The sequence below is a fragment of the Variovorax paradoxus genome, assembly GCF_030815975.1.
In the GTDB taxonomy this organism is placed as follows: domain Bacteria; phylum Pseudomonadota; class Gammaproteobacteria; order Burkholderiales; family Burkholderiaceae_C; genus Variovorax; species Variovorax paradoxus_N.
Map to the genome: position 1 here is coordinate 465,842 of NZ_JAUSXL010000001.1, position 25,190 is coordinate 491,031.

Annotated in this window: 28 protein-coding genes; 10 read left to right on the top strand and 18 right to left on the bottom strand. The window is 66.7% G+C overall.

Going from position 1 to position 25,190, the window contains the following annotated elements; genetic code table 11:
• Window positions 1–14 precede the first annotated feature (14 nt).
• Together QFZ47_RS02190 and QFZ47_RS02195 are read left to right on the top strand one after the other, a co-directional pair.
• On the top strand, window positions 15–920 hold the full coding sequence (locus QFZ47_RS02190) for a DUF1932 domain-containing protein (protein WP_307654059.1): 906 nt from the start codon (window positions 15–17) through the stop codon (window positions 918–920).
• Window positions 917–1,609 (top strand): substrate-binding domain-containing protein, encoded by a 693-nt coding sequence (locus QFZ47_RS02195; protein ID WP_307654060.1) that lies wholly within the window; start codon window positions 917–919, stop codon window positions 1,607–1,609. The genes QFZ47_RS02190 and QFZ47_RS02195 overlap by 4 nt, the downstream gene beginning before the upstream one ends.
• Window positions 1,610–1,627: 18 nt before the next feature.
• On the opposite strand, the gene QFZ47_RS02200 is transcribed toward QFZ47_RS02195, so the two are convergent.
• Both QFZ47_RS02200 and QFZ47_RS02205 read right to left on the bottom strand, forming a co-directional pair.
• Complete coding sequence (locus QFZ47_RS02200) at window positions 1,628–2,035, bottom strand: VOC family protein (RefSeq protein ID WP_307654061.1); 408 nt, start codon at window positions 2,033–2,035, stop codon at window positions 1,628–1,630.
• A complete protein-coding gene (locus QFZ47_RS02205) occupies window positions 2,032–2,526 on the bottom strand; it encodes a helix-turn-helix transcriptional regulator (RefSeq protein WP_307654062.1) in 495 nt (164 codons plus the stop codon). The genes QFZ47_RS02200 and QFZ47_RS02205 overlap by 4 nt, the downstream gene beginning before the upstream one ends.
• A 141-nt stretch (window positions 2,527–2,667) precedes the next feature.
• Between QFZ47_RS02205 and QFZ47_RS02210 the strand changes: the two genes are divergently transcribed.
• A complete protein-coding gene (locus QFZ47_RS02210; protein ID WP_307654063.1) occupies window positions 2,668–3,147 on the top strand; it encodes a VOC family protein in 480 nt (159 codons plus the stop codon).
• A 26-nt stretch (window positions 3,148–3,173) separates the two neighbouring features.
• Here the strand turns inward: QFZ47_RS02210 and QFZ47_RS02215 are convergent, their stop codons facing one another.
• A complete protein-coding gene (locus QFZ47_RS02215; RefSeq protein ID WP_307654064.1) occupies window positions 3,174–4,406 on the bottom strand; it encodes an acyl-CoA dehydrogenase family protein in 1,233 nt (410 codons plus the stop codon).
• Between the two features lie 202 nt (window positions 4,407–4,608).
• Here QFZ47_RS02215 and QFZ47_RS02220 point away from each other — a divergent pair, with 202 nt between their 5' ends.
• From QFZ47_RS02220 to QFZ47_RS02230, 3 genes are all read left to right on the top strand, one after another.
• On the top strand, window positions 4,609–6,234 hold the full coding sequence (locus tag QFZ47_RS02220; RefSeq protein ID WP_307654065.1) for a sensor histidine kinase: 1,626 nt from the start codon (window positions 4,609–4,611) through the stop codon (window positions 6,232–6,234).
• Window positions 6,231–6,914 carry a response regulator transcription factor gene (locus QFZ47_RS02225; RefSeq protein ID WP_307654066.1) on the top strand — a complete coding sequence of 228 codons (684 nt, stop codon included), beginning with the start codon at window positions 6,231–6,233 and terminating at the stop codon, window positions 6,912–6,914. The genes QFZ47_RS02220 and QFZ47_RS02225 overlap by 4 nt, the downstream gene beginning before the upstream one ends.
• Before the next feature lie 161 nt (window positions 6,915–7,075).
• Complete coding sequence (locus tag QFZ47_RS02230; protein WP_307654067.1) at window positions 7,076–7,564, top strand: SgcJ/EcaC family oxidoreductase; 489 nt, start codon at window positions 7,076–7,078, stop codon at window positions 7,562–7,564.
• 37 nt (window positions 7,565–7,601) lie between these two features.
• On the opposite strand, the gene ggt is transcribed toward QFZ47_RS02230, so the two are convergent.
• Both ggt and QFZ47_RS02240 read right to left on the bottom strand, forming a co-directional pair.
• The gene (gene ggt, locus QFZ47_RS02235; protein WP_307654068.1) at window positions 7,602–9,218 is read right to left on the bottom strand and encodes a gamma-glutamyltransferase; all 1,617 of its coding nucleotides are present in this window, start codon (window positions 9,216–9,218) and stop codon (window positions 7,602–7,604) included.
• A gap of 8 nt (window positions 9,219–9,226) precedes the next feature.
• Window positions 9,227–10,213 (bottom strand): Bug family tripartite tricarboxylate transporter substrate binding protein, encoded by a 987-nt coding sequence (locus QFZ47_RS02240; protein WP_307654069.1) that lies wholly within the window; start codon window positions 10,211–10,213, stop codon window positions 9,227–9,229.
• Window positions 10,214–10,298: 85 nt separating this feature from the next.
• Here QFZ47_RS02240 and QFZ47_RS02245 point away from each other — a divergent pair, with 85 nt between their 5' ends.
• Window positions 10,299–11,240, top strand: a complete 942-nt coding sequence (locus tag QFZ47_RS02245) for a LysR substrate-binding domain-containing protein (protein ID WP_307654070.1) — start codon at window positions 10,299–10,301, stop codon at window positions 11,238–11,240.
• A 127-nt stretch (window positions 11,241–11,367) separates the two neighbouring features.
• Here QFZ47_RS02245 and QFZ47_RS02250 read toward each other — a convergent pair whose 3' ends face one another.
• The 5 genes from QFZ47_RS02250 to QFZ47_RS02270 all read right to left on the bottom strand — a co-directional run bounded on the left by QFZ47_RS02250 (window position 11,368) and on the right by QFZ47_RS02270 (window position 14,835).
• Window positions 11,368–12,498 (bottom strand): 3-deoxy-7-phosphoheptulonate synthase, encoded by a 1,131-nt coding sequence (locus QFZ47_RS02250; protein WP_307654071.1) that lies wholly within the window; start codon window positions 12,496–12,498, stop codon window positions 11,368–11,370.
• Between the two features lie 107 nt (window positions 12,499–12,605).
• Window positions 12,606–13,028: a VOC family protein gene (locus QFZ47_RS02255; RefSeq protein WP_307654072.1), complete on the bottom strand. Its 423-nt coding sequence runs from the start codon at window positions 13,026–13,028 to the stop codon at window positions 12,606–12,608.
• 28 nt (window positions 13,029–13,056) lie between these two features.
• Complete coding sequence (locus tag QFZ47_RS02260) at window positions 13,057–13,920, bottom strand: alpha/beta fold hydrolase (protein WP_307654073.1); 864 nt, start codon at window positions 13,918–13,920, stop codon at window positions 13,057–13,059.
• Between the two features lie 78 nt (window positions 13,921–13,998).
• Window positions 13,999–14,406 (bottom strand): GNAT family N-acetyltransferase, encoded by a 408-nt coding sequence (locus QFZ47_RS02265; protein ID WP_307654074.1) that lies wholly within the window; start codon window positions 14,404–14,406, stop codon window positions 13,999–14,001.
• Window positions 14,407–14,466: 60 nt separating this feature from the next.
• Window positions 14,467–14,835 (bottom strand): hypothetical protein, encoded by a 369-nt coding sequence (locus QFZ47_RS02270; RefSeq protein ID WP_307654075.1) that lies wholly within the window; start codon window positions 14,833–14,835, stop codon window positions 14,467–14,469.
• A gap of 194 nt (window positions 14,836–15,029) precedes the next feature.
• Between QFZ47_RS02270 and QFZ47_RS02275 the strand changes: the two genes are divergently transcribed.
• Window positions 15,030–15,779, top strand: coding sequence for a TerC family protein (locus QFZ47_RS02275; protein ID WP_307654076.1), 750 nt, complete (start codon window positions 15,030–15,032; stop codon window positions 15,777–15,779).
• A gap of 12 nt (window positions 15,780–15,791) precedes the next feature.
• Here QFZ47_RS02275 and QFZ47_RS02280 read toward each other — a convergent pair whose 3' ends face one another.
• The 8 genes from QFZ47_RS02280 to QFZ47_RS02315 form a co-directional block, all read right to left on the bottom strand.
• Window positions 15,792–16,238 (bottom strand): SRPBCC family protein, encoded by a 447-nt coding sequence (locus QFZ47_RS02280; RefSeq protein WP_307654077.1) that lies wholly within the window; start codon window positions 16,236–16,238, stop codon window positions 15,792–15,794.
• Between the two features lie 139 nt (window positions 16,239–16,377).
• Entirely contained in the window at window positions 16,378–16,578 is a 201-nt protein-coding gene (locus QFZ47_RS02285; protein WP_307654078.1) for a hypothetical protein, read from the bottom strand.
• 197 nt (window positions 16,579–16,775) lie between these two features.
• The gene (locus tag QFZ47_RS02290; RefSeq protein ID WP_307654079.1) at window positions 16,776–17,600 is read right to left on the bottom strand and encodes an amidohydrolase family protein; all 825 of its coding nucleotides are present in this window, start codon (window positions 17,598–17,600) and stop codon (window positions 16,776–16,778) included.
• On the bottom strand, window positions 17,597–18,595 hold the full coding sequence (locus QFZ47_RS02295) for a hydroxyacid dehydrogenase (RefSeq protein WP_307654080.1): 999 nt from the start codon (window positions 18,593–18,595) through the stop codon (window positions 17,597–17,599). Before QFZ47_RS02295 ends, QFZ47_RS02290 begins: the two co-directional genes overlap by 4 nt.
• Window positions 18,592–19,686 (bottom strand): LacI family DNA-binding transcriptional regulator, encoded by a 1,095-nt coding sequence (locus tag QFZ47_RS02300; RefSeq protein ID WP_307654081.1) that lies wholly within the window; start codon window positions 19,684–19,686, stop codon window positions 18,592–18,594. Before QFZ47_RS02300 ends, QFZ47_RS02295 begins: the two co-directional genes overlap by 4 nt.
• A 20-nt stretch (window positions 19,687–19,706) precedes the next feature.
• On the bottom strand, window positions 19,707–21,578 hold the full coding sequence (locus tag QFZ47_RS02305) for a TRAP transporter large permease (RefSeq protein ID WP_307654082.1): 1,872 nt from the start codon (window positions 21,576–21,578) through the stop codon (window positions 19,707–19,709).
• A 4-nt stretch (window positions 21,579–21,582) separates the two neighbouring features.
• Window positions 21,583–22,611 carry a TRAP transporter substrate-binding protein gene (locus QFZ47_RS02310; RefSeq protein ID WP_307654083.1) on the bottom strand — a complete coding sequence of 343 codons (1,029 nt, stop codon included), beginning with the start codon at window positions 22,609–22,611 and terminating at the stop codon, window positions 21,583–21,585.
• A gap of 186 nt (window positions 22,612–22,797) precedes the next feature.
• Complete coding sequence (locus tag QFZ47_RS02315) at window positions 22,798–23,580, bottom strand: IclR family transcriptional regulator (RefSeq protein ID WP_307654084.1); 783 nt, start codon at window positions 23,578–23,580, stop codon at window positions 22,798–22,800.
• 125 nt (window positions 23,581–23,705) lie between these two features.
• On the opposite strand from QFZ47_RS02315, the gene QFZ47_RS02320 reads away from it, so the two are divergent.
• The gene (locus tag QFZ47_RS02320; RefSeq protein ID WP_307654364.1) at window positions 23,706–24,707 is read left to right on the top strand and encodes a TRAP transporter substrate-binding protein; all 1,002 of its coding nucleotides are present in this window, start codon (window positions 23,706–23,708) and stop codon (window positions 24,705–24,707) included.
• 26 nt (window positions 24,708–24,733) lie between these two features.
• The gene (locus QFZ47_RS02325; protein WP_307654085.1) at window positions 24,734–25,183 is read left to right on the top strand and encodes a type II 3-dehydroquinate dehydratase; all 450 of its coding nucleotides are present in this window, start codon (window positions 24,734–24,736) and stop codon (window positions 25,181–25,183) included.
• Window positions 25,184–25,190: the final 7 nt, after the last annotated feature.

Consider the following 25,190-nt stretch of genomic DNA (forward strand, 5'->3'; position numbering starts at 1 on the left):
AAGGAGACACACACATGGGCATCACACTGGGCATCGTCGGCTGTGGCGAAGTAGGTGGCATCTTCGGCCGCGGCCTGCTGCACAAGGAAGGCATCGAGGCGGTCTGGGTCTGGGACCTCAAATTCGCCGATCCCGACAGCGGCGCAGCAGCACGGGCGGCCGCCGAAGCCGACGGCCTGCGCGTCGCCTCGGGCATGCAGGCGCTGTGCGCCGCCGCCGATCTGGTGATCTCGGCCGTCACCGCCTCCAGCACCTTCGCGGTGGCCGAGGAAGCGGCGCGCCATGCGCGCGCGGGCAGCCGCTTTCTGGATCTCAACTCGGCCTCGCCCGGCACCAAGCAGCAGGCGGGGGCCGCACTCGAAGCCGCCGGCGTCGGCTACGTGGAAGCCGGCGTGATGACCTCGGTGCCGCCCTACGGCATCCGCGTGCCCATGCTGCTGGGCGGCGCCCAGGCCGAGTCACTGGCCGCCACGCTGTGCGCATGGGGCCTGGACGCGCGCGCCGTGAGCGAGCGGCTCGGCGTGGCCTCGGCCATCAAGATGAGCCGCAGCATCATGATCAAGGGGCTGGAGGCGCTGGTCATCGAAAGCTACACCACGGCGCGGCGCTATGGCGTGGAGGCGCATGTGCTGCCCACGCTCGCGGAGACTTTTCCGCAGATCGACTGGGAGCGCCAGGGCGCCTACTTCTTCAGCCGCGTCGTGCAGCATGGCAAGCGGCGCGCGGAAGAAATGCGCGAAGCCGCGCAGACCGTTCGCGAGACCGGCTTCGAGCCGTTCATGGCAGCGGCCATTGCAGGCAAGCAGGATTGGGTCGCCCAGCAGACGCGCACCGGCCTGTTCGACGGACTGGACGGCAAGAGCCCGTGGCAGGACTACGCCGACCGCCTGATCGGCCGAGGGCAGGGCGGCGAGAAATGACGGCACTCACCATCCGGGGCCTCTGTTCGATGGCGACCCGGGGCTTGCTGGCTGAGCTCGCGGCCGCCCATTCGCAACGCACCGGTGTGCCGGTTTCCTTCCTCGCGGTCGGCGGTGTCGAGGCTGCGCGGCGCGTGTCCGCGGGCGAAGCGTTCGACGTGGTGGTGCTGGCCTCGGATGCGATCGACACGCTCGTTGCGCAGGGAAGGCTCGATGCCGCCGGCAAGGTCGACCTGGTCCGTTCGGGCGTGGCCGTGGCGGTGCCTGCGGGCGCGGTGCGTCCCGACATTTCCACCGAAGACGCGCTGTGCGGCGCCGTCCGGGCCGCCTCCGGCATCGCCTATTCGACCGGGCCGAGCGGCGTGGCCTTGATGGCATTGTTCGAGCGCTGGGGCATGGCCGACGAGATCCGCGAGCGCCTGGTGCAGGCGCTGCCCGGCGTGCCGGTCGGCGCGCTGCTCGCACGCGGCGATGCCGCCCTGGGGTTCCAGCAACTGAGCGAGCTGATCGGCGTCGAGGGCATCGATCTGATCGGCCCCTTGCCGCCGGAAGTCCAGATCACCACGGTCTTTTCCGCGGCGCCGGTGGTCGGCTGCGCTGAGCCGGCCGCGGTGCAGGCGCTGCTCGAATTCATGCGGTCGGCGGGCAGCGCCGAGGCCAAGCGCTGCCATGGCATGGCACCGGCCTGAGGCGTTTTCGGCGGTGGCTCAGCCGTGCCCCTGGATCATCTTCCACCCGTTCCCGGACGGGTCGCGAAAGCCGGCGTCCACGGTGCCGTAGCGATCCACCGGCTCCTGCGTGAACTCCACCCCCAGCGCAAGCAGCCTGGCGTGGGCGGCGCGGCAGTCGTCCACCTTCAGCACGAGCGGCGGCATCGCGCCCTTGGCCACGATGGCGCGCACCGCCTGCGCCGTGGCCGCATCGAGCACCGGCGGCCCGGGCGTGAACAGGCCGAGCTGGAACGACGGCTGCTCGGGGTGCTGCACCGTGAGCCAGCGATAGTCGCCGTTTCCCACGTCCGTGTGGACGCGGAAACCGAGTTTCCCTACATAGAACGCAAGCGCTTCGTCTTGATCGTGCACATACACGCCGACGACTTCGATGCCCTGATTCATGGAATCTCCTGTTGTTGTTCGGGCTCGTTTGTACCGTCTGCCGCCAGGCGCCGCTTCTCCGAAACTGCGGTTGTGAGATGGGGCCGGTGCGCGGCGCTGGCGATGCAGACGGGCACCTGGCCGAGCTCGTGCGGCGTCGCCTTCGCGCGCGAGCGAATCGCGCTCGGACTGCTGCCGGTGATGTCGCGGAAAGTGCGCCCGAAGGTGCCCAGGCTCGCCCAGCCCGTCTCGAACGCGATGTCGGTGATGGGCCGATCGGTTTCGCGCAGCAGCGAAATTGCCCGCTCGATGCGCCGCGTGAGCAGGTAGCGGTGCGGCGGGGTGCCGAAGGCCTGCTTGAACGATCGCGCGAAGTGGGCCTGCGACACGCCGCTCACCTGCGCCAGCCGCCCGACGGGCCACTCCTCGTGCGATGCGGCGTCCATCCGGTCCCTGGCGCGCAGCAGCCGCCGCAGCAGCGCGGGATCCTGGTTGGAAGGACTTCCACTCATGATGAGGAACGGGTCGGAGGTATCCCGCCGGGACCTGCAAAGTCGATGGCCATTGCAAATTATCAAGGACCCGGGTCAATTGAACGCGCTATCCTGCCGAGCGCCGAAACTCATTCGGTCCACCACTTCAGGAGAACCAAGATGACGAGCAAGAACACGATCTGTCTCTGGTACGACGGCACCGCGCTGGACGCCGCGAAGTTCTACGCCGAGACCTTCCCGGACAGCGCGGTGGGAGCGGTCCATCGCGCGCCAGGCGACTACCCCTCGGGCAAGCAGGGCGATGTCCTGACGGTCGAGTTCACGGTAATGGGCATCCCTTGCCTCGGCCTGAACGGAGGCCCGGCGTTCAAGCACAACGAGGCTTTCTCGTTCCAGGTCGCGACCGACGACCAGGCCGAAACCGACCGCTTGTGGAATGCGATTGTCGACAACGGCGGCCAGGAAAGCGCATGCGGCTGGTGCAAGGACAAGTGGGGGCTGTCGTGGCAGATCACGCCACGCGCCCTGACAGCCGCGATCACCGATCCCGACCGAGCAGCCGCCAAGCGCGCGTTCGAAGCAATGATGGAGATGGGAAAGATCGACATCGCGGCGATCGAGGCGGCCCGGCGCGGTTGACGTTCACCCGAGGCGGCAAGCCGTTCTCACGCGCGCGCCGGCGCGGCGCGTTTGGCCAGTTCCAGCTTGGCAATGGCGTTGCGGTGCACTTCGTCGGGTCCGTCGACGATGCGCACCGTGCGCTGGTGCGCATAGGCTTCGGCCAACCAGAAGTCCTGGCTGACGCCGGCGGCGCCGTGTGCCTGGATCGCCCAGTCGACCACCTTGCACGACATGTTGGGCGCCACCACCTTGATCATCGCGATCTCGGCGCGTGCTTCCTTGTTGCCCACGGTGTCCATCTTGTAGGCCGCATTGAGCGTGAGGAGGCGCGCCTGGTCGATGAGGCAGCGCGATTCGGCAATGCGCTCGTGCCATATCGACTGTTCCGCGAGCGGACGGCCAAAGGCCACGCGGCTGCGCAGCCGGTCGCACATCAGTTCGAGCGCGCGCTCGGCGGCGCCGATCGAGCGCATGCAATGGTGAATGCGCCCCGGGCCGAGCCGCCCTTGCGCGATCTCGAAACCGCGCCCTTCGCCCAGCAGGATGTTCGATGCGGGAACGCGCACGTCCTCCAGCAACACTTCCATGTGGCCGTGCGGTGCGTCGTCGTAGCCGAACACCGAGAGATGGCGCAGCACGGTGATGCCCTTGGTGTCGCGCGGCACCAGCACCATCGACTGCTGCGCATGGCGCGGCGCATCGGGGTCGGTCTTGCCCATCACGATGAAGATCTTGCAGCGCGGGCTGCCCGCGCCCGAGGAGAACCACTTGCGGCCGTTGATCACGTACTCGCCGCCCTCGCGCCGGATCGTGCACTGGATGTTGGTGGCGTCCGACGAGGCCACGGCCGGCTCGGTCATCAGGAAGCCCGAGCGGATCTCGCCGGCGAGCAGCGGCGCCAGCCATTCGTCCTTCTGCGCCTCGGTGCCGTAGCGCTCGATGGTTTCCATGTTGCCGGTGTCGGGCGCCGAGCAGTTGAACACCTCCCCCGACCACGAGACGCGGCCCATCACCTCGCACAGCGGCGCGTAGTCGAGATTGGAGATGGCCGGCACGTCGCGGTGCGGGTGGGGCAGGAACATGTTCCAGAGCCCGGCCGCGCGCGCCACGGGCTTGAGTTCCTCGACGAGCGGCGAGACCTGCCAGGCATTGCCCTGGCGGCGAAAGGCGTCCATCTCGTGGTGGTAGCGCGCTTCGTTCGGATAGATGTGCTGGTCGAAGAACTTGTTCAGGCGTTCGAGCAGTTCGCGGGTCTTGGGGGAGGGTTCGGCAAACATGGGGCGTCCTTTTCATGGTCGCGAACATCCTGGGAGAGACCGCTCGCTTGCAAAAGATTTGAACATCGCGCGTGGCCGGATGCCGTCCCGCAGGCGACGGACGATCGCGGCGCGCTGCGCTTCCTTCGCATCGTCGGGCTTGGCATCGGCTGTTCATCCGTTGTTCATGCGGCGGCGTGCGCCGCGACGCTAAAGTCGCCTCATGTTCCGCCTTCGCCTGTCGCTCGCATTCGCCGTCCTGGTCGCACTGGTCTGCATCCAGGCCGTTTTCGTCTACTGGGGGTCGAACCGCGTCAACGACTATGCCCAGCACAGCCGGCTGGCCAGCGACATCCTGTCGGAACTGCTGGAACTCTCGACCAGCAAGCAGAGGCTGCGCGTCTGGGCGTCCCAGCAATTGATGGATGCGAACGCGTCGCCCGAGGTGCGCGACAGCCAGCTGGCACGCATGCAGGCCAGCGCGGAGACGCTCAGGAATCTCGCGCGCCGCGACCTGTCCCTTTGGGGCGGTATCTCGGCACGCGAAGGCGTACCCATCCCCCCGGAAGTCGACCAGCTCGTTTCTGTGAGCGAACTGCTCAACGACAACATCGCCTCCGTCCGCGCACGGCTCCTGAGGCTGGCGTCGCTGGAGCGCGGTGCGGAGTTCGCGAGTGTCTGGCAGGAACTCAACGAAGTGTTCGACATGGCGCGTGGCCGGGATTTGCGGGAGTTGATCAACGGCGCCATCGAGCGGCAGCGCAAGGCGATGCCCGTGGCCCGTGCCGCGACGGAACGCGGCCTCGATCAGCTGCGCCAGCAGGCCGTCGCGCTGGCAGCGCTCACGCTGGCTGCAGCCATCGTGCTGGCGCTGTATTTGAACCGGCGGCTGCAGCGGCCGCTGGACCGCCTGCTGGAAGGCACGCAGGCGCTGCAGGCCGGCGCACTGGAGCACCGCATCGCACTGCGTTCGCGCGACGAGTTCGGCCGCGTTGCCGAGCACTTCAACGCAATGGCGGCCGAACTGCAGCGGCACCGCAGCGACGCCGATGCCGCGCGCCGCCGGCTCGAGGATGCGGTGCTGGAGCGCACCAGCGAGCTGAGTGCCGCGCATGAAACGCTGCAACAGGTCGATCAGCGGCGGCGCCAGCTCCTGGCCGATCTCAGCCATGAGCTTCGCACCCCGGCCACCGCCATCCGGGGCGAAGCGGAGATCGCGCTGCGCGGCGCGGACCGGCCTTCGGCCGAATACCGGGAGACGCTGACGCGCATCGTGGGCGGTGTGAAGCAGCTCACCGGCGTGATCGACGATCTGCTTCTGATTGCCCGCGCCGAGGCGGATCAACTGGCAATGCGCTTCGGCACGGTCGACCTGTCGGAGTTGCTGGGCGACGCCACCGAAATGGCCGGCACGCTGGGTGCGCGGCACAACGTTCGCGTTCAGCTCGAGGCACCTCGCGCCGACCTGCCCGCAGTCACGCTGCAGGCCGATGCCGATCGCCTGCGGCAGGCCCTCGTGATCGTGCTCGACAACGCGGTGCGCTATTCGCGCAACGGCGGGGCGGTGCGAGTGAGCTGGCAGTGGGTCGATGGCCGCGTGCAGGTGGCCGTGGCCGACGAGGGGATCGGCATCGATGCGGATGAATTGCCGCAGGTGTTCGATCGCTTCGTGCGCGGCCGCCGCGCGCGCCTGCACCGGGCCGACGGAACCGGCATCGGCTTGTCGATCGCGCAGGCCATCGTGCAGGCCCACCAGGGCTGCATCGGGATCGAGAGCATTCCCCAGCAGGGCACCACGGTGCGCATCGAACTGCCGTGCCACTTGCCCATCCGGACACAAGAAACATGAACATCCTGGTTGTCGAAGACGACGCGCGCGTGGCCGATTTTCTGCTGCGCGGCCTGAGCGCCGAGGGCTACCGCGTGCAGCTTGCGCGCACGGGGCCCGAGGGCCTCGAACTCGTGCGCGGCAACGAGCTGTCGCTGCTGTTGCTGGACCTGATGCTCCCGGGCCTGAGCGGGCTGGAGCTGTGCCAGACTCTTCGCGCCGAAGGCCACCACGTGCCGGTGCTGATGCTCACCGCGTTGAGCAACACCGAGGACAAGGTCAGCGGCCTGCGCCTGGGCGCGGACGACTACCTCACCAAGCCCTTCGCTTTCGAGGAGCTCCTGGCGCGCATCGAGGCCTTGCTGCGACGGGGGCGGGAGCAGCGCGCGAGGGCCACCACGCTGCAGGTGGCCGACCTCGTGCTGGACCGCGAGCGCATGGAGGTGACCCGTGCCGGCAAGCTGGTGCCGCTGACGGCCAAGGAGCTTGCGTTCCTCGAGCTGTTGATGGCGGCGCCAGGCCGCGTCTACAGCCGCGAGCGGATCCTCTCCAATGTGTGGGGCACGAACGAGGATCCGCTGACCAACATCGTCGACGTGTACGTGCGGCGCTTGCGCACCAAGATCGACGAGGGCCATCCGGTGGCCTTGCTGAAGACGGTGCGTGGCCTCGGCTACCGGCTGGATGCCGCGCTGGGCTGAAGCAGGTTCATCCGATGTTCATCTGTGTGTCACGCCGGGTTCATGGCGCACGGCAGTTGGCGTTCAGGGACGAACCGAACAATGAAGTCCTGCGTCGCAAGAACGATGCAGCACCGCAGATGCCGGTGATTCGACTCTCCATTGAAAAAAAGGAAAACTCCATGAACGTGCTTCGTACGCTTTCTCTTTCGGCAACCACGGCGGCGGTTCTCGCCATCTCGGCTTCTGCCTTCGCGCAGGCACCGGCCGCAGGGACTTGCACGCCGGCCACCGAGCCGCAGATCGCGGCGCTGTTCGAACGCTGGAACGACTCGCTGCGCACGCTGGACGCCGACAAGGTGGTCGCCAACTATGCCGTCGACGGCGTGCTGCTGCCGACCGTGTCGAACACGCCGCGCACCAACCCGGCCGAGATTCGCGACTATTTCGTCAAGTTCCTGAAGGGATCGCCGCAGGGCAAGGTCGACCACCGCATCATCAGGATCGGCTGCAACGTGGCGCAGGACGTCGGTACCTACACCTTCAGGTTCAAGGACGGCAAGAGCGTGCATGCCCGCTACACCTATGTCTACGAGTGGGTGAACGGCCAATGGCTGATTGCCCACCATCACTCGTCGGCAATGCCCGAAGCTGTCGGTAGCGGAAACTGAGGGGACGGGCTGCGCATTGCGCGCTCGTCGACCCGGCTCAAACTGCGTATGCCACGCCGTCGCGGCCGGGGTCCGCGCCGCCTTCGAGGCGGCCGTCCACCAAACGGATCGCATGGACCCAGGCGATCGTGTAGCCGAAAGGATTGCGGACCACTTCGTAGCCGTATTTCTCCGTGAGTTCGCGGGTCACCGAACGAAGAATGCGGTTGCTGACATCGACGAAGTTGCTGGTCGACGAGAAGCGCGGCGCCGACACCGCCTGCTGCATGTCCATGCCGAAATCGATGACGTTCAGAATGGCCTGCAGAACACCCATGGCGATCTGCGTGCCGCCCGGCGCGCCCAGGACGATCTCGGGTTGGTCCTGCTTGAAGACGATGCTCGGGCACGATGAAGTGAACCGGCACTTGCCCGCAGCGATGCTTCCGGTGCGTCCTGGCCGGGGATCGAAAACGCCCATGCCGCCGTTGTACATGAAGCCCAGCCCCGGCGCCATGACACCGGAGGGCATCGCCAGCGAATGGGTGATGGCAACGCAGTTGCCCTCGGCATCCACAACCGAAAGGTGGGTGGTGTCGCGCGGCGGCGGCGGACCGAGATCCAGGCGGGGAACGTTGATCTTCGTGCCAGCCCTGATCGCCTGCGCCACTTCTTCTGCGTAGGCCTTCGACAGGATGCGATCCAGCGGCACGTCGACGAACAGCGGGTCGCCGATGAAGCGGTCCTTGTCGACCGTGGCTTGCTTCATGGCCTCGCACAGGATGCGCATGTATTCCGCGCTGTTGTGCGCCATGCCGCCCAGCTCGAAGTTCTCGAGGATGTTGAGCATCTCCAGCAGCATCGCCCCGCCTCCCGGGGGCTGGTTGGTGGTGATGCGGCGATCGCGGTAGCGGCCTTCGAGCGGCTTGTTGCGCCGAACGGCGAGCGAGTCCAGGTCTTCCAGCGTGAGCAACCCGCCGTTCGAGGCGAGGTGCTCCACCATTTGCTGCGCTACATCGCCTCTGTAGAAGATGTCGATGCCCTCCCGCGCGATCCGCTCCAGCAGGCGCGCGTAGTCGGGATTGCGCATCGGCGTTCCAATGGGCTTCGGACTTCCGTCAGCCTGGCAGAAGAAATCTCTTCCGCTCTCGGTGAAATGCAGGCGCTCCAGATTGCTGGCGCGGCCCGCGAGCGGCTTGTCCGTGAAGAAGGCGTGCATCGCGGGCCGGACAAAGAAGCCTTCGCGCGCCCATTCGATGGCGGGTTGCAGCACGGCATCCCAGGGCATGCGGCCATGCGCGGCATGCAGTTCCCTGAGGCCGAGCAGGGTTGCAGGCACGCACATCGACTGATAGCCCAGGTCGTTGTGCCTCCCGCGGATCGTGAAGCCGAAGCCGTCCCGGGTTTCGCCTTCGAGCAGGTCGGCCCACATCTCGGCTCGCGCCTTGCCGGGCGCGGGCGAGTGGAAATCGATGTACTCGTGCACGGCGGCACCAGGTCGATACACCACGGCTGTACCGAAGCCGGCGATGCCGCACATCAACGGATCCACCACGGTCTGCGCGAAGGCGCAGGCGACTGCCGCATCCGCGGCGTTGCCGCCGGCGCGCAGCACGTCGATGCCGGCCTCCGCTGCTTCCGGCTGGGGGCACACGACCATCGATTTCTTCATCATGGTTCGGGCTACTTGACGTTGAGGTCCAGGCCGCCAATGGCTTCCTGCCACCGCGCCGTGTCCTTGACGGTCAGACGCAGGAGTTCGGTGGATGGCCCTTTCATCGGGCGCACCTGCATGTCGCCGAGCTTGCGCACGACCTCCGGGTCGTCCAGCATGCGTTGCGTTGCCGCATGGAGCTTTTCGATGATCGCCGCGGGCGTGCCCGCCTTGGCCGCGATGCCGCTCCAGCCGATGTTTTCGAAGCCGCTCAGGCCCACCTCGGCGGCCGTCGGTACGCCCGGAAGGTCCGCCGAACGTTCGCCTCCCAACACCACCAGCGGCACCAGTTTGCCGGACCTGACCAGAGGCAGTGCGGTGCTCAGCACCGGGGCCATGACCTGGGTCTGCCCGGCGGCGGTGGCCATGACTCCGTCGGGCTCGCCCTTGAATGGCACGTGGGTCATCGAGATGCCGGTCTGCTTCTGCATCATTTCGACGACCAGCTGCGTCGAATTGCCGTTGCCCGAGGAGGCGAAATTGATGGCGTTCGGCCGGGCTTTCGCCGCAGCCTTGAGTTGGTCGAAAGTCTTGAACCCGGCTTCCGGGTTGGCCACCAATGCGAAGGGCACCGTCGTGAGCAACGCCACGCCCGCAAAATCCTTCTCGGGCGAGTACGCGAGCGGTTTGTAGACGAACTTGTTGAGCACCATCTGCGAAACGCCGGCCAGGAACAGCGTGTGGCCATCCGCCGGCTGGGAAATCACGGCCTGTGCTGCGATCGCGCCACCGGCGCCTGGCTTGTTTTCGACCACCACGGTGGCGTTCAGGATCTTTCCGACCTTGTCTGCCCACAGCCGTGCGATCGAGTCGGTATTGCCGCCCGCCTGTTGGGACACCACGAGCCTGATCGGTTTCTGCGGCCAGTTCGACTGGCCCCATGCAGCACCCGAACCCAGCGCCACGGTGGGCAGAAGCAGGACGCACAGCGCTGTGCGAAATGAGAAAATATTCATACATTGATCCTTTGCTTTCGATTATTTGCTGGAAGACGGGATCAGTTCAAATGAAGCTTTCTGATGAAAATATGAGTAAACACTCATGAGTGGCATCGACACGATCCAGTGGGCCCGGCGCCTCAAGGTGCGCCATCTGGAGTGCTTCCTGATCCTTCAGGAGAGCGGCACGCTGTCCGAGGCGGCGATGCGCATGCACATGACCCAGTCCGCCATGTCGCACTGGCTCACCGACCTCGAGGCCATGACCGGTGTCAAACTGGTCACCCGGGGCCGCAGGATCGAACTGACCTCCGCCGGGCACGCCCTGCGCAGGCTGGCCGTGCGAGTGCTGGGCGACGTGGCCCGCACGCAGGAGGAGCTCGAATCGATTGCAGAAGGTGCCGCGCCGAGCATCCACGTCGGCAGTGTCACCGCCGGAATTGCAGACATCGTTCCGAGGGCGATTGCTTCATTCCAGGCACTCCGCCCGGATGTTTCGGTTCGCATCACCGAAGGCGGACTGGCCGCCCTGCTGGACGGCCTCGAAAAGCGCGAACTGGATCTGATCGTGGGCAGCCTCGACACACGGGCCTACGGTCCCGGGCTGTCCCACGAAGTACTGTTCGAAGACTCCATGGCGGTGATCACCGGGCTGCGGCACCCGCTGGCGCGCAAGAAGAAGGTGTACTGGGCCGACCTTTTTTCGTATCCCTGGATCATGCCGCCGCCAGGCACGCTGATGCGGGCGCGCCTGGACGCCGCGCTGCTCGACCGGGGAGGCGCAGGGATCCGGCCGCGAGTGGAAACCGGCTCCGTCATCACCGTCGAGTCGCTGCTGCGGCAAACGGACTACGTCGCGGTCTGGTCAGGGTCTCTGGCCGAACACCTGGGTGCCCTGGGGGTGGTGCACGTGCTGCCGCTGGGCGACTGGTTCGGCCCGGTCGGCGTCGTCGCGAGGAACAGCGAGCGGCAGCCCGAGATGACTCAGTTCCTGTCCTGCATGCGCGAGCTGGCACGGGATCTTCGTGCATCGCCGGGTTCCTGACCGGATTGCCATGCGCTCCCGGCGCTGCAGCGTGCCTTACCTGAATCTTGCCACCTGATTTTTCCTCTCTCGAATGCGGCGGCAGAGCACGCGTCGAGCCATCGGCCGCGGCACGTTCAGGCTGAAATCAATCTTGTGGTTTCGACAGGCGCCGCCGCGCCCTGACGGCCAAAGCCAGACCCTCGAGCACCGGCACCGTCTGGGCAAAGCCGATGCAGGCGTCGGTGATCGAGACGCCGTGCTTCAGCGCAGCGCCGGGCAACAGGTCCTGCCGTCCTTCCTCGAGATGGCTCTCGATCATGAGGCCCGTGATGCGTCGCTCGCCGGCCGCGATCTGCGCGGCCACGTCTTCGGCGACCACGATCTGCCGCTGGTGCTGCTTGCTGCTGTTGCCGTGCGAGACGTCGATCATCACCTGCGGCCGCAGGCCGTTCGCGAGCAGCGCTTCGCAGCTGGTCGCGACGTCCGCGGCCGAATAGTTGGGCGTCTTGCCGCCGCGCAGGATCACGTGGCAGTCGTCGTTGCCGCGCGTCTCGAAGATCGCGGCCATGCCCATCTTGGTCATGCCCATGAAGGCATGCGGCGCGCGCGCTGCGAGGATGGCATCGGCCGCGACCTTGACGCTGCCGTCCGTGCCGTTCTTGAAGCCGACCGGGCAGCTCAGGCCCGAGGCCAGCTGCCGATGGCTCTGGCTTTCGGTGGTACGGGCGCCGATGGCCCCCCAGGCGATCAGGTCGGCAATGAACTGGGGGCTCAACAGGTCGAGGAACTCGGTGCCGGTCGGCAGGCCCAGCGTGGTCAGTTCGAGCAGCAGGCGCCGCGCGCGCTCCAGACCTTCGTTGATCGCGAAACTGCCGTCCAGGTGCGGGTCGTTGATGTAGCCCTTCCAGCCCACGGTGGTGCGCGGCTTCTCGAAATAGGCGCGCATCACGATCAGCAGGTCGTCCTGCAGCGAATCGGCGACCCTTTTCAAGCGCTGTGCATATTCGATGGCCTGGTCGTGGTCGTGGATGGAGCATGGGCCGACCACGACCACCAGCCGATCGTCGCGGCCGTGCAGCACGTCGGCGATCGCCGCGCGGCTGCCTTCGACCAACGCCAGTGTGTTGTCGCGCACGGGCACGCGTTCCTGCAGCAAGGCAGGGGTGATGAGCGGGCGGACGGCCCCGATGCGCACGTCGTCGATCCGGGTGGTGTCGAGCGTGCTGTCGCGGGAGCCGATCTCGGCGTCGTGAAGAGGGTCGTCGAGGCGGGGCATGGTGGTGGCTGTGGTTTCGTACTGGGCTTCTTCGATTGTCGTCTCGAAGGCCTCCACAGCCGACGCGCATTGCGATGCGGCCGAATTGCCTAAGCGCCGGCGCAGCTTCAACCTTTTGGCGGCAACTGGGGGTTGTAGACCGCCTCCCACAGGTGCCCGTCCGGGTCCATGAAGTAGCCGGCGTAACCACCGTAGAAAGTGTCCGCCGCGGTTTTCACCACGGTGGCACCGGCCTTTGAGGCTTGCTGCATCACCGCGTCCACTTCGGTCTTCGACGCGACGTTGTGTCCCAGGGTGAATTCAAGCGGCCCGCCCGCGCGCAGCGCAAGGCCGGCATCGGCCGCGATGCTCGAGCGCGGCCACACGGCGAGCTTGAGCCCGTCCTGCAGGTCGAAGAAGGCGACGGCGCCGTTTTCGAATTCCTCGCCCACGATGCCGTCAGTGGGCAGACCGAGCCCGTCGCGGTAGAAGGCGACGGCTCTTTCGAGGTCTTCGACGCCGAGAGTGATGACGGTGATTCTTGGTTGCATGAAGGTCTCCGGAAAAGCAATGTGCCGATCAGGCCGCATGCCCGAGTTCAGCGCGAAATGCCCGCAGCGCCTCGCACGTCGCAGCGGGTGCTTCGACAGGAAGGTACTCGCCGCTGCCGGGAATGAGCCGCGATCGCAGATTCGCGGCGCCGGCCTGGCGCAGGCCTTCCACATAGTCATCGATGTCGCGGCCGCCGGCGTCGCCGCGCAGGTACAGGAGGGGCGTGTCGATGCGGACCGGCTGCGCGTTGCGCTGCGCGGCTTTCTCCAGCGCCCGGTACCAATCGAAACCGGCCTTCAATGCTTCGGGCCGTTCATAGGCACGCGTCCAGTCGTTTCGGATCTCGTCCGTCAACGCATGCCTGTCGCCCGCGAGCAGGTCGTAGAAGTAGTCGAAATAGGCGCGCTCGCGCCCGCTCACCAGCTGTTCGGGCAGCTGCGGTATCGCATGAAACGCGAAGTGCCAGATGCGGGGATCGGCAATGAGCCTCGACCATGGCGCGACGCCGGGAATGACGGTGTTCATGACCACCGCGCCCGCGATGCGCGTGCCGTGCTCGCGGGCCGCTGCAAAGGCGAGCATGCCGCCGATGTCCACGCCCGCAAACACGATCGAATGCGCGCCCAGCGATTCGGCCGCGCGCAGCAGAAGGCCGGCGAGTTCATGCAGCTCGCACGGCGATGGAGCCGGCACGCCAAGCGATCCGCTGATGCCGGGCAGGTCGAAGGCGACGGCATGGGCATCCTTTCCCAATTCGCCCAGCACCGGGTCGTAGATCGATTTCGATTGCGGCCAGCCATGCAGCAAGACCAGCCACGGCGATCGCGGATCGCCGGCAGAGCGGTAGGAAAGGGTCAAGCCGTCGATCGAGAGAGTGGATTCGCGTGCCATGCGTGCTCCTTCGAGCAACACCGTAGGCCTCGCGCAGCCCGTGCTGATCAGCCTCGCCCGCAGTCGCCTGTAGGCCGTTTACTCGCCCGCAGGCTGGCTGCGCGGCCGCTCCATCGCAACGGGCGAGGGGCTGAAGCCCAGCTTGGCAAAGAACTCGGCGGCACCCGGCCGGCCGGCCCGCAGCACCCATGTGATGTCCGTCTCCGAACCCAGGATGTGCCGGACCAGCGCTTGCCCGATGCCCTGCCGGCGGAACGGCTCGGCAACCACGACCATCGACAGGTATCCGTTCGAAATGCCATCGCCGGTGGCGCGTGCAAATCCGACGATCTCGTCACCATCTGCCAACGCAATCACCGCCTGCTGCGACGCCGAGATCAACCGGCCGAGGTGCTCGACATCGGCGATCCGGTGTGCCCATCCGTTGGCCGAGAGAAGGCGATGAACGGCATCGGCATCGGAAGCCGCAGCGCTGCGAATCTGCATATCCGCTCCTCGAGAATTGAGTGGCATCGAGGGCGACTGTAGCCGCTCGTGCGACTGCGATCAGTCCCGGTCTTCACGATAGTGGCGGTAGTGCTCGCGGCGCTCCCATTCGCGGCGGCGCCATTCACGGCGCTCCGCGCGGCGTTCTTCCCAGCTCGGTCCCGGCTCGTAATAGACGGGCGCGGGTGCAACGTAGGAGGGAGGCTGGTAGCGCACTGGCGGCGCCGGCTGGTAGTAGACAGGGGCCGGCCGCGAATACACCGGCGCGGGTTCGTAGTACACCGGTGCCGGTTCGCTCACCACCACGCCGGGCAGCGACACGCCGATGGACCAGCTGGTGCCCGCGGTGGCGGCGGCCGCGCCGAGAAGGGCGCCTGCGGCAATCGTGCCCGAGAGAGCCAGCTTGAGAACGGTTCGAGTAAAGGTCATCTCGTCTCCTGAGATATGGGAATGCTCCCGATGCCTCTTCCAACGTTCGGCCGCGCAAGATCGCACACATCGCTTCGGTGAAGAACATTTCAAGATGTCACGCGAAAAGCGTCCGGAGGACGCGTGGCAGACTTCACTCCTGCGTCCAACACTTCTGTTTTTTTTGCCGGCGTTGCCGTGCCGAAAGATCTTCCATGCTTGAACTGCTGACGGATCCCCAGGTCTGGATCGCCTTTGCGACCCTGACCGCGCTCGAACTCGTCCTGGGCATCGACAACATCATCTTCATCTCGATCCTGGTCGACAAGCTGCCGGCCGCCAAGCGCGAACTTGCGCGCCGCGTCGGGCTGTTCATGGCCATGTTCATGCGCATCGGGCTGCTGCTGGTGCTTGCCTGGATCGTGGGCCTGGTCGCCCCGCTTTTCTCGGTGCTCGGCAAGGACATTTCGGGGCGGGACCTGATCCTGATCCTGGGCGGGCTGTTCCTGATCTGGAAGAGCACGAGCGAGGTTCATCAGTCGCTGGAGGGCGGACACGAAGAGAAGCCCAGCGCCGTCAAGGCCACCTTCGTGTCGGTCATCCTGCAGATCATGGTCATCGATCTCGTGTTCTCGCTGGACTCGATCATCACCGCGGTCGGCATGGTGGACGACGTGCGGGTCATGATTGCCGCGGTGATCGTGTCCGTGCTGCTCATGATGCTTTTTGCCGGCCCGATCGGCCGCTTCGTCTCGAACCATCCCACCATCAAGATGCTGGCGCTGGCCTTCCTGGTGGTGGTGGGCGTGGTTCTTGTCGCGGAGGGCTTCGGACACCACGTGCCCAAGGGCTACGTGTACTTCGCGATGGCGTTCTCGCTGGCCGTGGAGATGCTCAACATCAGGCTGCGCAAGAAGTCGGCCAAGGCCGTGCAGCTGAATCCGCCGCACATTCCGGGCGATTGAGCGCCGGCTCCTTCAGCCCGGGATGTCCGGTTCGACCAGCTGGGCCAGCGCGACAAGCGATTCCTGCCAGCCCAGGTAGCACATCTCGGCGGGAATCACGTCGGGAATGCCTTCCTGCACCACGGACATCTCGGTGCCGCAGGACACCGGGGTCAGCGTCACGGTGGTCTTCATGGTGCCCGGCAGGTTGGGATCGTCGAAGCTCGCGTCGTAGGCAATGCGCTGGCCAGGCACCAGTTCAAGGTACTTCCCGCCGAACGAGTGGCTGTGGCCGCTGCCAAAGGCGGTGAAGGACATGCGCCAGGCACCCCCGACCACGGGGTCCATGCTGTGGACCTTGCCGGTGAATCCGAATGGCGGCAGCCAGCGCTCGAAGGCGCCGGGCTCGACGAAGGCGCGGTAGAGCCGCTCGGGCGGGGTGCGCAGTACGCGGTGCAGGCGGACGGTGTTGGTAGCCATGGCTGTGTTCTCCTGAAGTGCAGAGGACGACCCTCCACTGGCACGACGAACGAGGCTGCGGAAAATCGACAGCGAACTGTAGCGCCGCGCGAAGATTTTTTTTGAGGCCGAAAGTTCGCAGTAGACCTGCGTGCGCGGCTCAGGCGGAGCACATGAGAAGAGCCTCGCGCTCTTCGATCCAGTGCGACCCGGGCCCGTGGATCGCGTTCTGCACCTCGCAGATCACCCGGGCCTCCCTCTGCGCCGACGGGGTTGCAGGCACCCAAAGGCCGTCGTCGCAGTGCTCGTCGTCTTCGTCGTGGACGACGCTCGAACGCCAATGGACGCAGATTTGCTTCATTCGATGCGAGGCGGATGGGAAATGGTGGGGTGCTGGCCGCATGGGCATGCTTTCCGGGATGGCGGCGATCCTACAAGCGCGCGCCGGCAAATGCGGTACTTCGCGCAGGAGGGCCGTGGCGGATCCTGTGCAAATTTGCGCACTTCGCGGCGAATCCTGCGGATTCGCGTGCTGCGCGCGCCGGAAGGGCCGTTCCTCTACGTGTCGAAGCCGTAGAGCTCGGCCGGGTTGTCCACCAGCAGCGCGCGGCGCGCGGGCTCGCTGTCGCAAAGCGCCAGTGCCCAGTCCAGCAAGGCTGCGTTGGAGGGTTCGGGCTTGACGTTGGGATGCGGCCAGTTGCTGGCCCACACGCAGCGTTGGGGATAGCGCCGGGCCAGAAGCTGCGCGAGTGGCACCACATCGGCGTACGCAGGCGGGCCGCTCTTCGAGCTCTCGTAAGGCGCAGCCAGCTTGATCCAGCAGTTGCCCTTGTCGAGCAGGCGGCAGAGCGCGCCCACGGCCTCGCCGTCGAGCGCAGCGGGTCCGAGAAACTTGCCGATGTGGTCGATGACGAAGCGGCCCGGCAGGCGCTCCAGCATGGCCATGTGATGCGGCAGCGCACGGCCGTCGAGTTGCAGGTTGATGTTCCAGGCGAGCGGCGCGATGCGTGCGGCCATGTTTTCCAGGCTGGGCCAAGGCAGCAGGCCGCCTGCCAGCATCATGAAGCGCACGCCGCGGATGCCGGCCCGGTGCAGGCGCTCGAGCTCGTCGCCGGCCACCTCGGGCGGCACCACCGCGATGCCGCGCGCCTCGGGGCCCAGGTGCTCCAGCGCCGACAGCGTGCAGCGGTTGTCGAAGCCATAGCCCGTGGGCTGGACCACGATGGTGCGCGTGAGGCCGAGCGCCTGCTGCACTTCGCGGTAGGCCGAGGCCGGCGCATGCGGCGGCTTGAAGGTCGCGGTGGGCGCGAGGGGCCAGGCGTCTTCGTAGATGTGGACGTGGCAATCGCAGGCGCCGGCGTAGGCAATGGGAGGATTCGTCATGCGGCAAGCCTCCATTGGGCAATCCGCGTGGCATGCGCCGCGTTCACGGCGCCGGGCGGCATCTCGCCGCGCATCAGTGCGGCCATCTGGGACACGGTCTCCAGCGCCTGGTGCTCCACCGCCGGCAGCGTGAGCCCGCCGATGTGCGGTGTGGCCACGACGCGCGGATGGCGCGCGAGCGCCGGCGTGGGCATCTGGTCGGGCGCGCGGCCGACGTCGAGCGCAGCACCGTCCAGCTGGCCGGATTCGAGCGCGGCGAGCAGGGCCTCGTCGTCGACCAGTTCGCCGCGCGCGGCATTGATGAAGAAGGCGCCCGGCTTCATGGCCGCGAAGGCTTCGGCGTTCATGAGTTTCTCGGTCTGCCCGTTGGCCGGCGCCAGGCAGACGACAAAGTCGGACTGCGCCAGCAGCACCGGCAACGGGACCTGCTCGCGCATCGCCTGCTTCTCGATCGGCAGCCGATCGTTGACCAGCACGCGCATGCCGAAGGCCTGCGCCAGATCGCCCAGGTAACGGCCGATGGCGCCGAAGCCGATGATGCCCAGCGTCGAGGCGCGCAACTGCCGGCCCATGAAGGGCGCCGGCGGCTCGCCGCGGTGGTAGGCATGGGTGTAGCGCCCGATGCCACGGGCGAGATCGACCATCGCGGCGACGATCCACTCGGCAACAGCGGGCACGAAGCCCGGGCTGGCCTGCGTCACCAGCACGCCGTGGCGGCTCGCGGCCTCGACGTCGACGGTGCGGATGTCGACCGCGCAGCGCACGAAGGCGGCCAGCTGCGGCAAGTCGCGAAAGAGCGATTCGGGGCCGGGCGTCTGCCGGTACGCAATCAGCGCATCGCAGCCCTGCGCCGCGGCCACCAGCTCGGGGGTCGAGAGCTCGTGCGCCTCGGGATTGAAGCGCACTTCGGCGATCGCCTCCAGCGCCTGGGTGGCCTTGGGGCCGAAGTACTGCGCCAGCTTGTCGGCCGGGTGGGTCACGAAAACGGTCGTCATGGGGCTGCCTTCTCGGGCTTGGTTCCTCTTGCGATGCGGGGCTGGCTGGCCGCGGGCGGCGGCGCGACGGACTCGCGCTCGATCAGTTGGACACTGGTGAAGACCTGCTCGCGCTCGTCCTCGCCGGCCTCGCCCGGGTGCTGCATCACGCGCTCGACCATGGCGCGCGCCATCTCGCGCACCGGCAGCTGCACCGTTGTTAGCATCGGGTTCGACACGGTCGCGAGGAACAGGCCGTCGATGCCCACCACCGAAACATCTTCCGGCACGCGCAGGCCGGCTTCGCGCAGGCCCGCCATCAACCCCAGCGCCATCAGGTCGTTGAGGGCGACGATGCCGGTCGGATGCTCGGGCAGGCCCGCGATCTGCAGAGCGGTCGCGCGGCCGACCTCGGCGATCACCGAGTCGCCGTATTCGTTGAGCGCGCCGCCGTCGAGCACCTGCGCGCCGGCACGCAGGCCCGCGGCCTCGGCGGCGGCGAAGAAGCCGTCGATCTTGGCGCTGCGGCTCATGGTCATGCCGGCCACGGTGGCGAAGGCCAGGCGCCGGTGGCCCTTGTCGATCAGGTGCTGCGTGGCCAGGCGCGCGGCCTCGAAGTTGTCGGGCATCACGTGGCCCACCTTCGAAGGCTTGCCCGGCGTCGCGCCACGGTCGTAGCTCACCACCGCCATGCCGCGCTCCACCGCCGACTCGAAGTGGCGCTCGTCGGCCAGCGAGGAGATCACGATCACGCGCCGCACGCCGTGTGCCAGCAGGTCCTCGAAGAACGCGCTCTCCTTCTCCCGGTCGCGGTAGGTGCTGCCGATCAGGAGCCTGAAGCCGAAGCGCTCCTGCGCCACGCTTTCGATCTCGCGCGCGATGTAGCCGTACATCGGGTTCGCCATCGATGGCACAAGCAGGCCCAGGAGCGGCGTCTGTCCGGTCTTGAGCTGCTGGGCCAGCTTGCTGGGGCGGAACTGCAGCGCCTGGATCGACGTCTCGACGCGCGCCAGGGTTTCCGCACGCATGCGGTCGGTGCGGCCGTTGAGCACGTTGGACACGGTGCTCACCGACACGGCGGCATGGCGGGCGACGTCCTGGATGGTGGTCATGAATTCGGTTTTCTTCCTGGCTACAGCCCGAGCCGGTTCGGAAGCCACAAGGAGAACGACGGAACGAGCACCAGCACGATCAGCGTCACCAGCAGCACTGCCAGGTATTTCATCATGGGCCGGGCCACGTCCTTGACCTGGGTGCCGGTGATCGCGCAGGTGGCGAACAGGCCCAGGCCGATCGGCGGTGCGAACAGGCCCAGGCCCATCGCGATCACCATCACCGTGCCGAAGTGCAGCGGATGGATGCCCAGCTGCTGCGCGATCGGCGTCAGCAGCGGGCCGAAGATGATCAGCGCCGGCGCGCCTTCGAGCACGGCGCCGAAGACGATCATGATCCCCACCGACAGCAGGATGAACATCACGCTGCCGTACTGCTGCGCGAAGGAGATCATGGCGGTCGACACCAGCTGCGGGATCTGCTCGATGGTGAGCGCGAAGGACACGCTGGACGCGGCCGCCACGATGAAGAGGATGCCGCCCGCCATCGAAGCAGAACGCACGAAGAGTTGCGCCATGGCGCGCGCGCTGAGCTCGCGGAAGGCCAGGCTGCCGACCACCAGCGCATAGACCACGGCGAAGGCCGAGACCTCGGTCGAGGTTGCGACACCCGAGGTCACGCCCTTGCCGATCATGCCCACCATGACGATCGCGACCAGCGCGCCGCCGAGCAGCTTCAGGAGCGGCGTGCGCTTCTCGAACGCATCGTCGGGATTGATCTTGCGCCCGACGATGATCGCCAGCGCGCCCAGCGCCAGCGCCATCACGGCTGCGGGCACCAGGCCGGCCATGAAGAGGCCGGCGATGGAGATGTTGGCCACGAAGCCCATGATGATCATGTTGATGCAGGGCGGAATGGTCTCAGCCATCACCGCCGTGCAGGCGAGCAGCCCCGCAGCTTCGTTCGGGTCCTGTTTGGTGCGGCGCACCGCCGGCATCACGATGCCGCCCACCGCGGCAATGTCGGCCAGTTTGGAGCCCGACACGCCCGAGAAGAAGGCGGTCGCACTGATGGTGATCAGCCCCAGCCCGCCGCGCACGCGGCCGAAGATGCGCAGCAGCAACTCGATCAGCCGAGAGGACATGCCGTTCGATTCCATCAGCAGGCCGGCCAGCACGAAGAAGGGAATGGCCAGCAGCACGAAATGGTCGGTCCCGGCCATGACCTGCTGCGAATAGATCAGCATCGGCAGCGACGGATCGGAGAGAAAGTAGAGCAGTGCCGAGAAGGCCAGCACGAAGCCGATCGGCACGCCCAGCACCAGCCCGCCAATGAAGCCGGCCGCCAGCAGCAGGCCGCTCGGGATGGCGTGCTGCGGCACCAGTGCGTTCCAGCCGAAGATCGCCGTCATCAGCAGCACGCACGCGGCCAGCGTGCCGAGCACCACGCGGCGCGGACCGTTGAGTGCATTGGCTAGGCCGAACAGCGTCATGAACAGGCTGCCGATCACCACCGGATAGACATAGAGCCATTGCGGCAGGCCGATGGACGTGGTCTGCTCGTAGGTGTCCACCAGCAGCAGCGTCGACGAGAGGAGCAGGCTCGCCGCCACCCCGGCGATGATCCAGTGGCTCACCTGCATCAGTGCGGGCTGCCAGTGCGCCGGCAGCAGGTGGCGGAACAGGTCGATGCCCACGTGCTGGCTGCGCGCGAGCACAGTGGCGGCGCCGAAGAACACCAGCACGATCATCAGCGCACGCGCGATCTCCTCGGCCCAGTCCACCGGGTCGTGCAGGAAGTAGCGGAACACGACCGAGAGAAAGACCACGACCACGTCGGTCGCGAGCACGACGGCCGACAGGATCTCGGTCCAGCGGTTCAGTGCGCGGAGCCACCCGCCCGAGACGGTGTCGTGGCGAAAGCCCAGCGAGGATGCAGCGACCGCGGTCATGGCCTCAGACCCGCGCCCCGTTGACCGCGGCAAAGAGCGGCGCCGTCGCGGGGTACTGCTTGGCGAAGTCCGCCCAGAGCCTGCTTTCCATCTCCTTGCGCACGGTCGCGCGTTCGGCCGCAGCCATCGGGAAGAAGGCCACGCCCTTGCGCTGCAGCTCCTCGATCGCGGCCTTGCCCTTGTCGCTCGCGATGGCGCGCTGCTGCGTGGTCGCATCGTTGACGGCCTTCAGGAAGGCCGGGCGCAGGCTGGCGGGAATCTTGTCCATGCCGCGCTTGCCGACTACCACCACCATCGGGCTGAACAGGTGCTCGGTGAGCCAGCAGGACTTGACCACTTCGTTGAGCTTGCTGGCCAGCACCGTGGCCGCATCGTGCTCGAAGCCGTCGACCACACCGGTCTGCGCCGCCATGTAGAGCTCGCCGAAGGGAATGGGCGTGGGGATCGCACCCATCAGCTTGAAGGTCTCGATGAAGGCCGGCGTGGGCAGCACGCGCAGCTTGACGCCCTTGATCTCGGCCAGCGACTTAACCGGCGCCTTGGTGTAGACGCTGCGCGCGCCGAAATGCGAAGCCCAGGTCAGGATGGAGCAGCCCGAGCGCTTCTGCAGCAGCTCGTTGAGCGTTGCTCCGGCCGGGCCTTCGAGCGCCTTGCCGGCGTGGGCGTAGCTGTCGAACAGGTAGCCCAGGTCGAGCATGCCGATCTCGGGCGAGATGGTGGCGAAGATGGAGGAGCCGGTCACCATCATGTCGACCGAACCGACCTTGACCTGCTGCACCACGTCGCTTTCCTTGCCCAGTTGGTTGTTGGGGAAATAGTCGATGCGGATGGCGTCGCCCACGGCCGCCTTGAGATTGGCCTGCATCCGCTGGCACCACACGTAGTGGGCGGCGTTGTCGTCCGCCAGCATCGAGGAGGAGAAGCGCAGCGCAATGGTCGATTGCGCGCGGACGAGGGCAGGAAATCCTGCAAGTGCGGCCAGCGATGCGGCGGCGCCCGCATGCACGAATTGGCGGCGTGGAATCGAAACCATGCTTGTCTCCAGTCTTGTGTCGAACAGATGCACAGGATCGAGGTGTATCGATTTACTGTACCGGTTTACTGTATCGATATACAAGCCGATTGAAGATGCGGGTTTTCCCGCGCTGGTGGACTTTGCATGCTGGGGAGATGGGCCTTGCCTGGCGCTGCGAAGGGGCGGCCGTCGACGCAGGCCCGATCAGGCGCGCCGCTTGAAGAGCGCCGACGCACCGCTGGCGTGCGCCACGTCCTCGGCTGTTGCAAGAAGGGCCGGCCCCAGTTCGAGCATGCGTTCTTCCGTCAGCCGAACCAGCGGCCCGGCGATGGTGATGACGCCGATCACCGCGCCGTTGCCGCTGCGCACCGGTGCGGCCATGGCCGTCATGGCGGGCGCGAACACCTCGTTGATCATCGCGAAGCCGCGCTTGCGCGCAGCGCGCAAGAACACCAGCAGTGCCTTGACGGTGGTCGGTGCCTTGGGGCCGAAGTCCTCGGGTTTGCCAAAGCCTTGCCGGGCGACCAGCTGCAGCGCCTGTTCGTCCGTCATCGTCGACAGCCAGGCGTGCCCGGCGGAGCTGCACGAGAGGTTGACCGACAGGCCCATGTCCGGGTCGTAGCGCAGGCCGCGCGTGGCGCCCTGCGCCTTGGCGACGAAGGTCAGCTCGTCGCCGTCGACCACCGCCAGCCGCACCAGTTCGCCCGCTTCGGCCGCGAGCCTGTCGAGCAGCGGTTGCGCCACGTCCACGATGCCGCTGTTGCTCAGGAAGCTCAGGCCGAGCGACACGAGCTTGATCGTGAGCATGTAGTCGCCGTGGCTCTGGTCCTGCCGCACGTAGCCGCAGCGGATCAGTTCGCTCAGCAGGCGATGGGTGGCGCTCAGGGGCATCTGCAGCTCGGCGGAGAGCGCGGAGAGCGCGCGGCCTTCGGGGTGGCCGGCCAGGTGCTCAAGGACCTTGAAGCTGCGTTCGAGTATGGCGGTCATGTCGTCCGGAGGATGGGGCAGGCACGACTCTAGCTCTTTTGCCAAGTGTTTTCACTAGTGGAAATGATTCTCCACTTTTCTCCTAAGATCGCGCCGGCATCACTTTGCTGGAGATCATCTTGAGAATGCTTCATCGCTCGCTGGCCGTCGCAGGCCTGGCCCTCGCACTGGCGGTTCCGGCGCTCGCGCAGGAGGCGCAGGACCGCGTCATTCGCTTCGGCCACCTCAACAATGCCGACCATCCGGTGAGCTTCGGCGTGAAGCGTTTTGCCGAGCTGCTGGCGGCCAAGAGCGGCGGCAGGATGAAGGTGCAGGAGTACCCGGCCTCGCAGCTGGGCAACGAGATGCAGCAGCAGTCGGCGCTCCAGGGCGGCGTGCAGCAGATGTCGGCGCCGGCCACCACCTCGCTGGCGGGCATCGTGAAGGAGTTCGGGCTCGTCGACTTTCCGTTCGCGGTCGGCAACTTCGCGCAGGCCGATGCGCTGCTCGACGGCCCGCTGGGGCAGGCGCTGATCGCCAAGCTTCCGGAGAAGGGCCTGATCGCGCTGGGCTACTGGGACCTCGGGTTCCGCAACGTCACCAACAGCAAGCGCCCGATCGCCCGGGCCGAAGACCTGGAGGGCCTGAAGATCCGCGTCATTCCCAACCCGGTGTTCCTGGAGACCTTCAAGGCCTTCAAGGCCAACCCGGTGCCGATGCCCTTCGCGGAGCTCTATGGCGCGCTCGAGTCGAAGGCGGTGGACGGGCAGGAGAACCCGTACTCGGTGATTCTTTCGAACAAGTTCTTCGAAGTGCAGAAGTTCGTGAGCGCCACCAACCACGTGTACGCGGCCAACATCGTGCTGGTCAGCAAGAAGTTCTGGGATTCGCTCACTCCCGCGGAGCAGAAGATGATGCGCGAGGCCGCCGACGAGGCCCGCGGCTATCAGCGCCAGGTGAGCCGCGCGGCCGCGCAGAGGGCCGTGGGCGAGCTCCAGGCCAAGGGCGCGCAGTTCAACGAGCTTGCGCCGGCCGAGCAGGCCCGCATGCGGCAGATCGCGAAACCGGTCGTCGAGCGCTTTTCCGCCAGCTACGACTCCGCCATGGTCAAGCTCTACGGCGACGAACTGGCGCGCATCCGCAAATAGACACCAGCCACAAAAGCTTTTCTTCCATGAAAATCCTCGTCCTGCACGGCCCCAACCTCAACCTGTTCGGCCGCCGCGAACCCCACATCTACGGCACCACCACGCTGGCCGAGATCAACGCGCAGCTGCACAAGCTCGCAAGCGAAATTGGCGCAACGCTCGAAACGATCCAGTCGAACCATGAAGGCGAGCTGGTCGATTTCCTGCACGCGCACATCGACGACGCGCAAGGGGCGCTGATCAATCCGGCCGGCCTCACGCAGCACGGCGTTTCGCTGCACGATGCGATCAAGGCCATGCCGTTTCCGACCATCGAGGTGCACATGTCGAACATCGCCGCGCGCGAAGCCTGGCGCGCGCACTCGATCATCTCGCCGGCCGTCAGGGGCACGATCCAGGGCCTGGGCCCGCAGTCGTATCTGGCCGCGCTGCGCGCACTGGTCGAAATGCAGAACACGTCGCTGGCGGGGACCTGAAGGAACG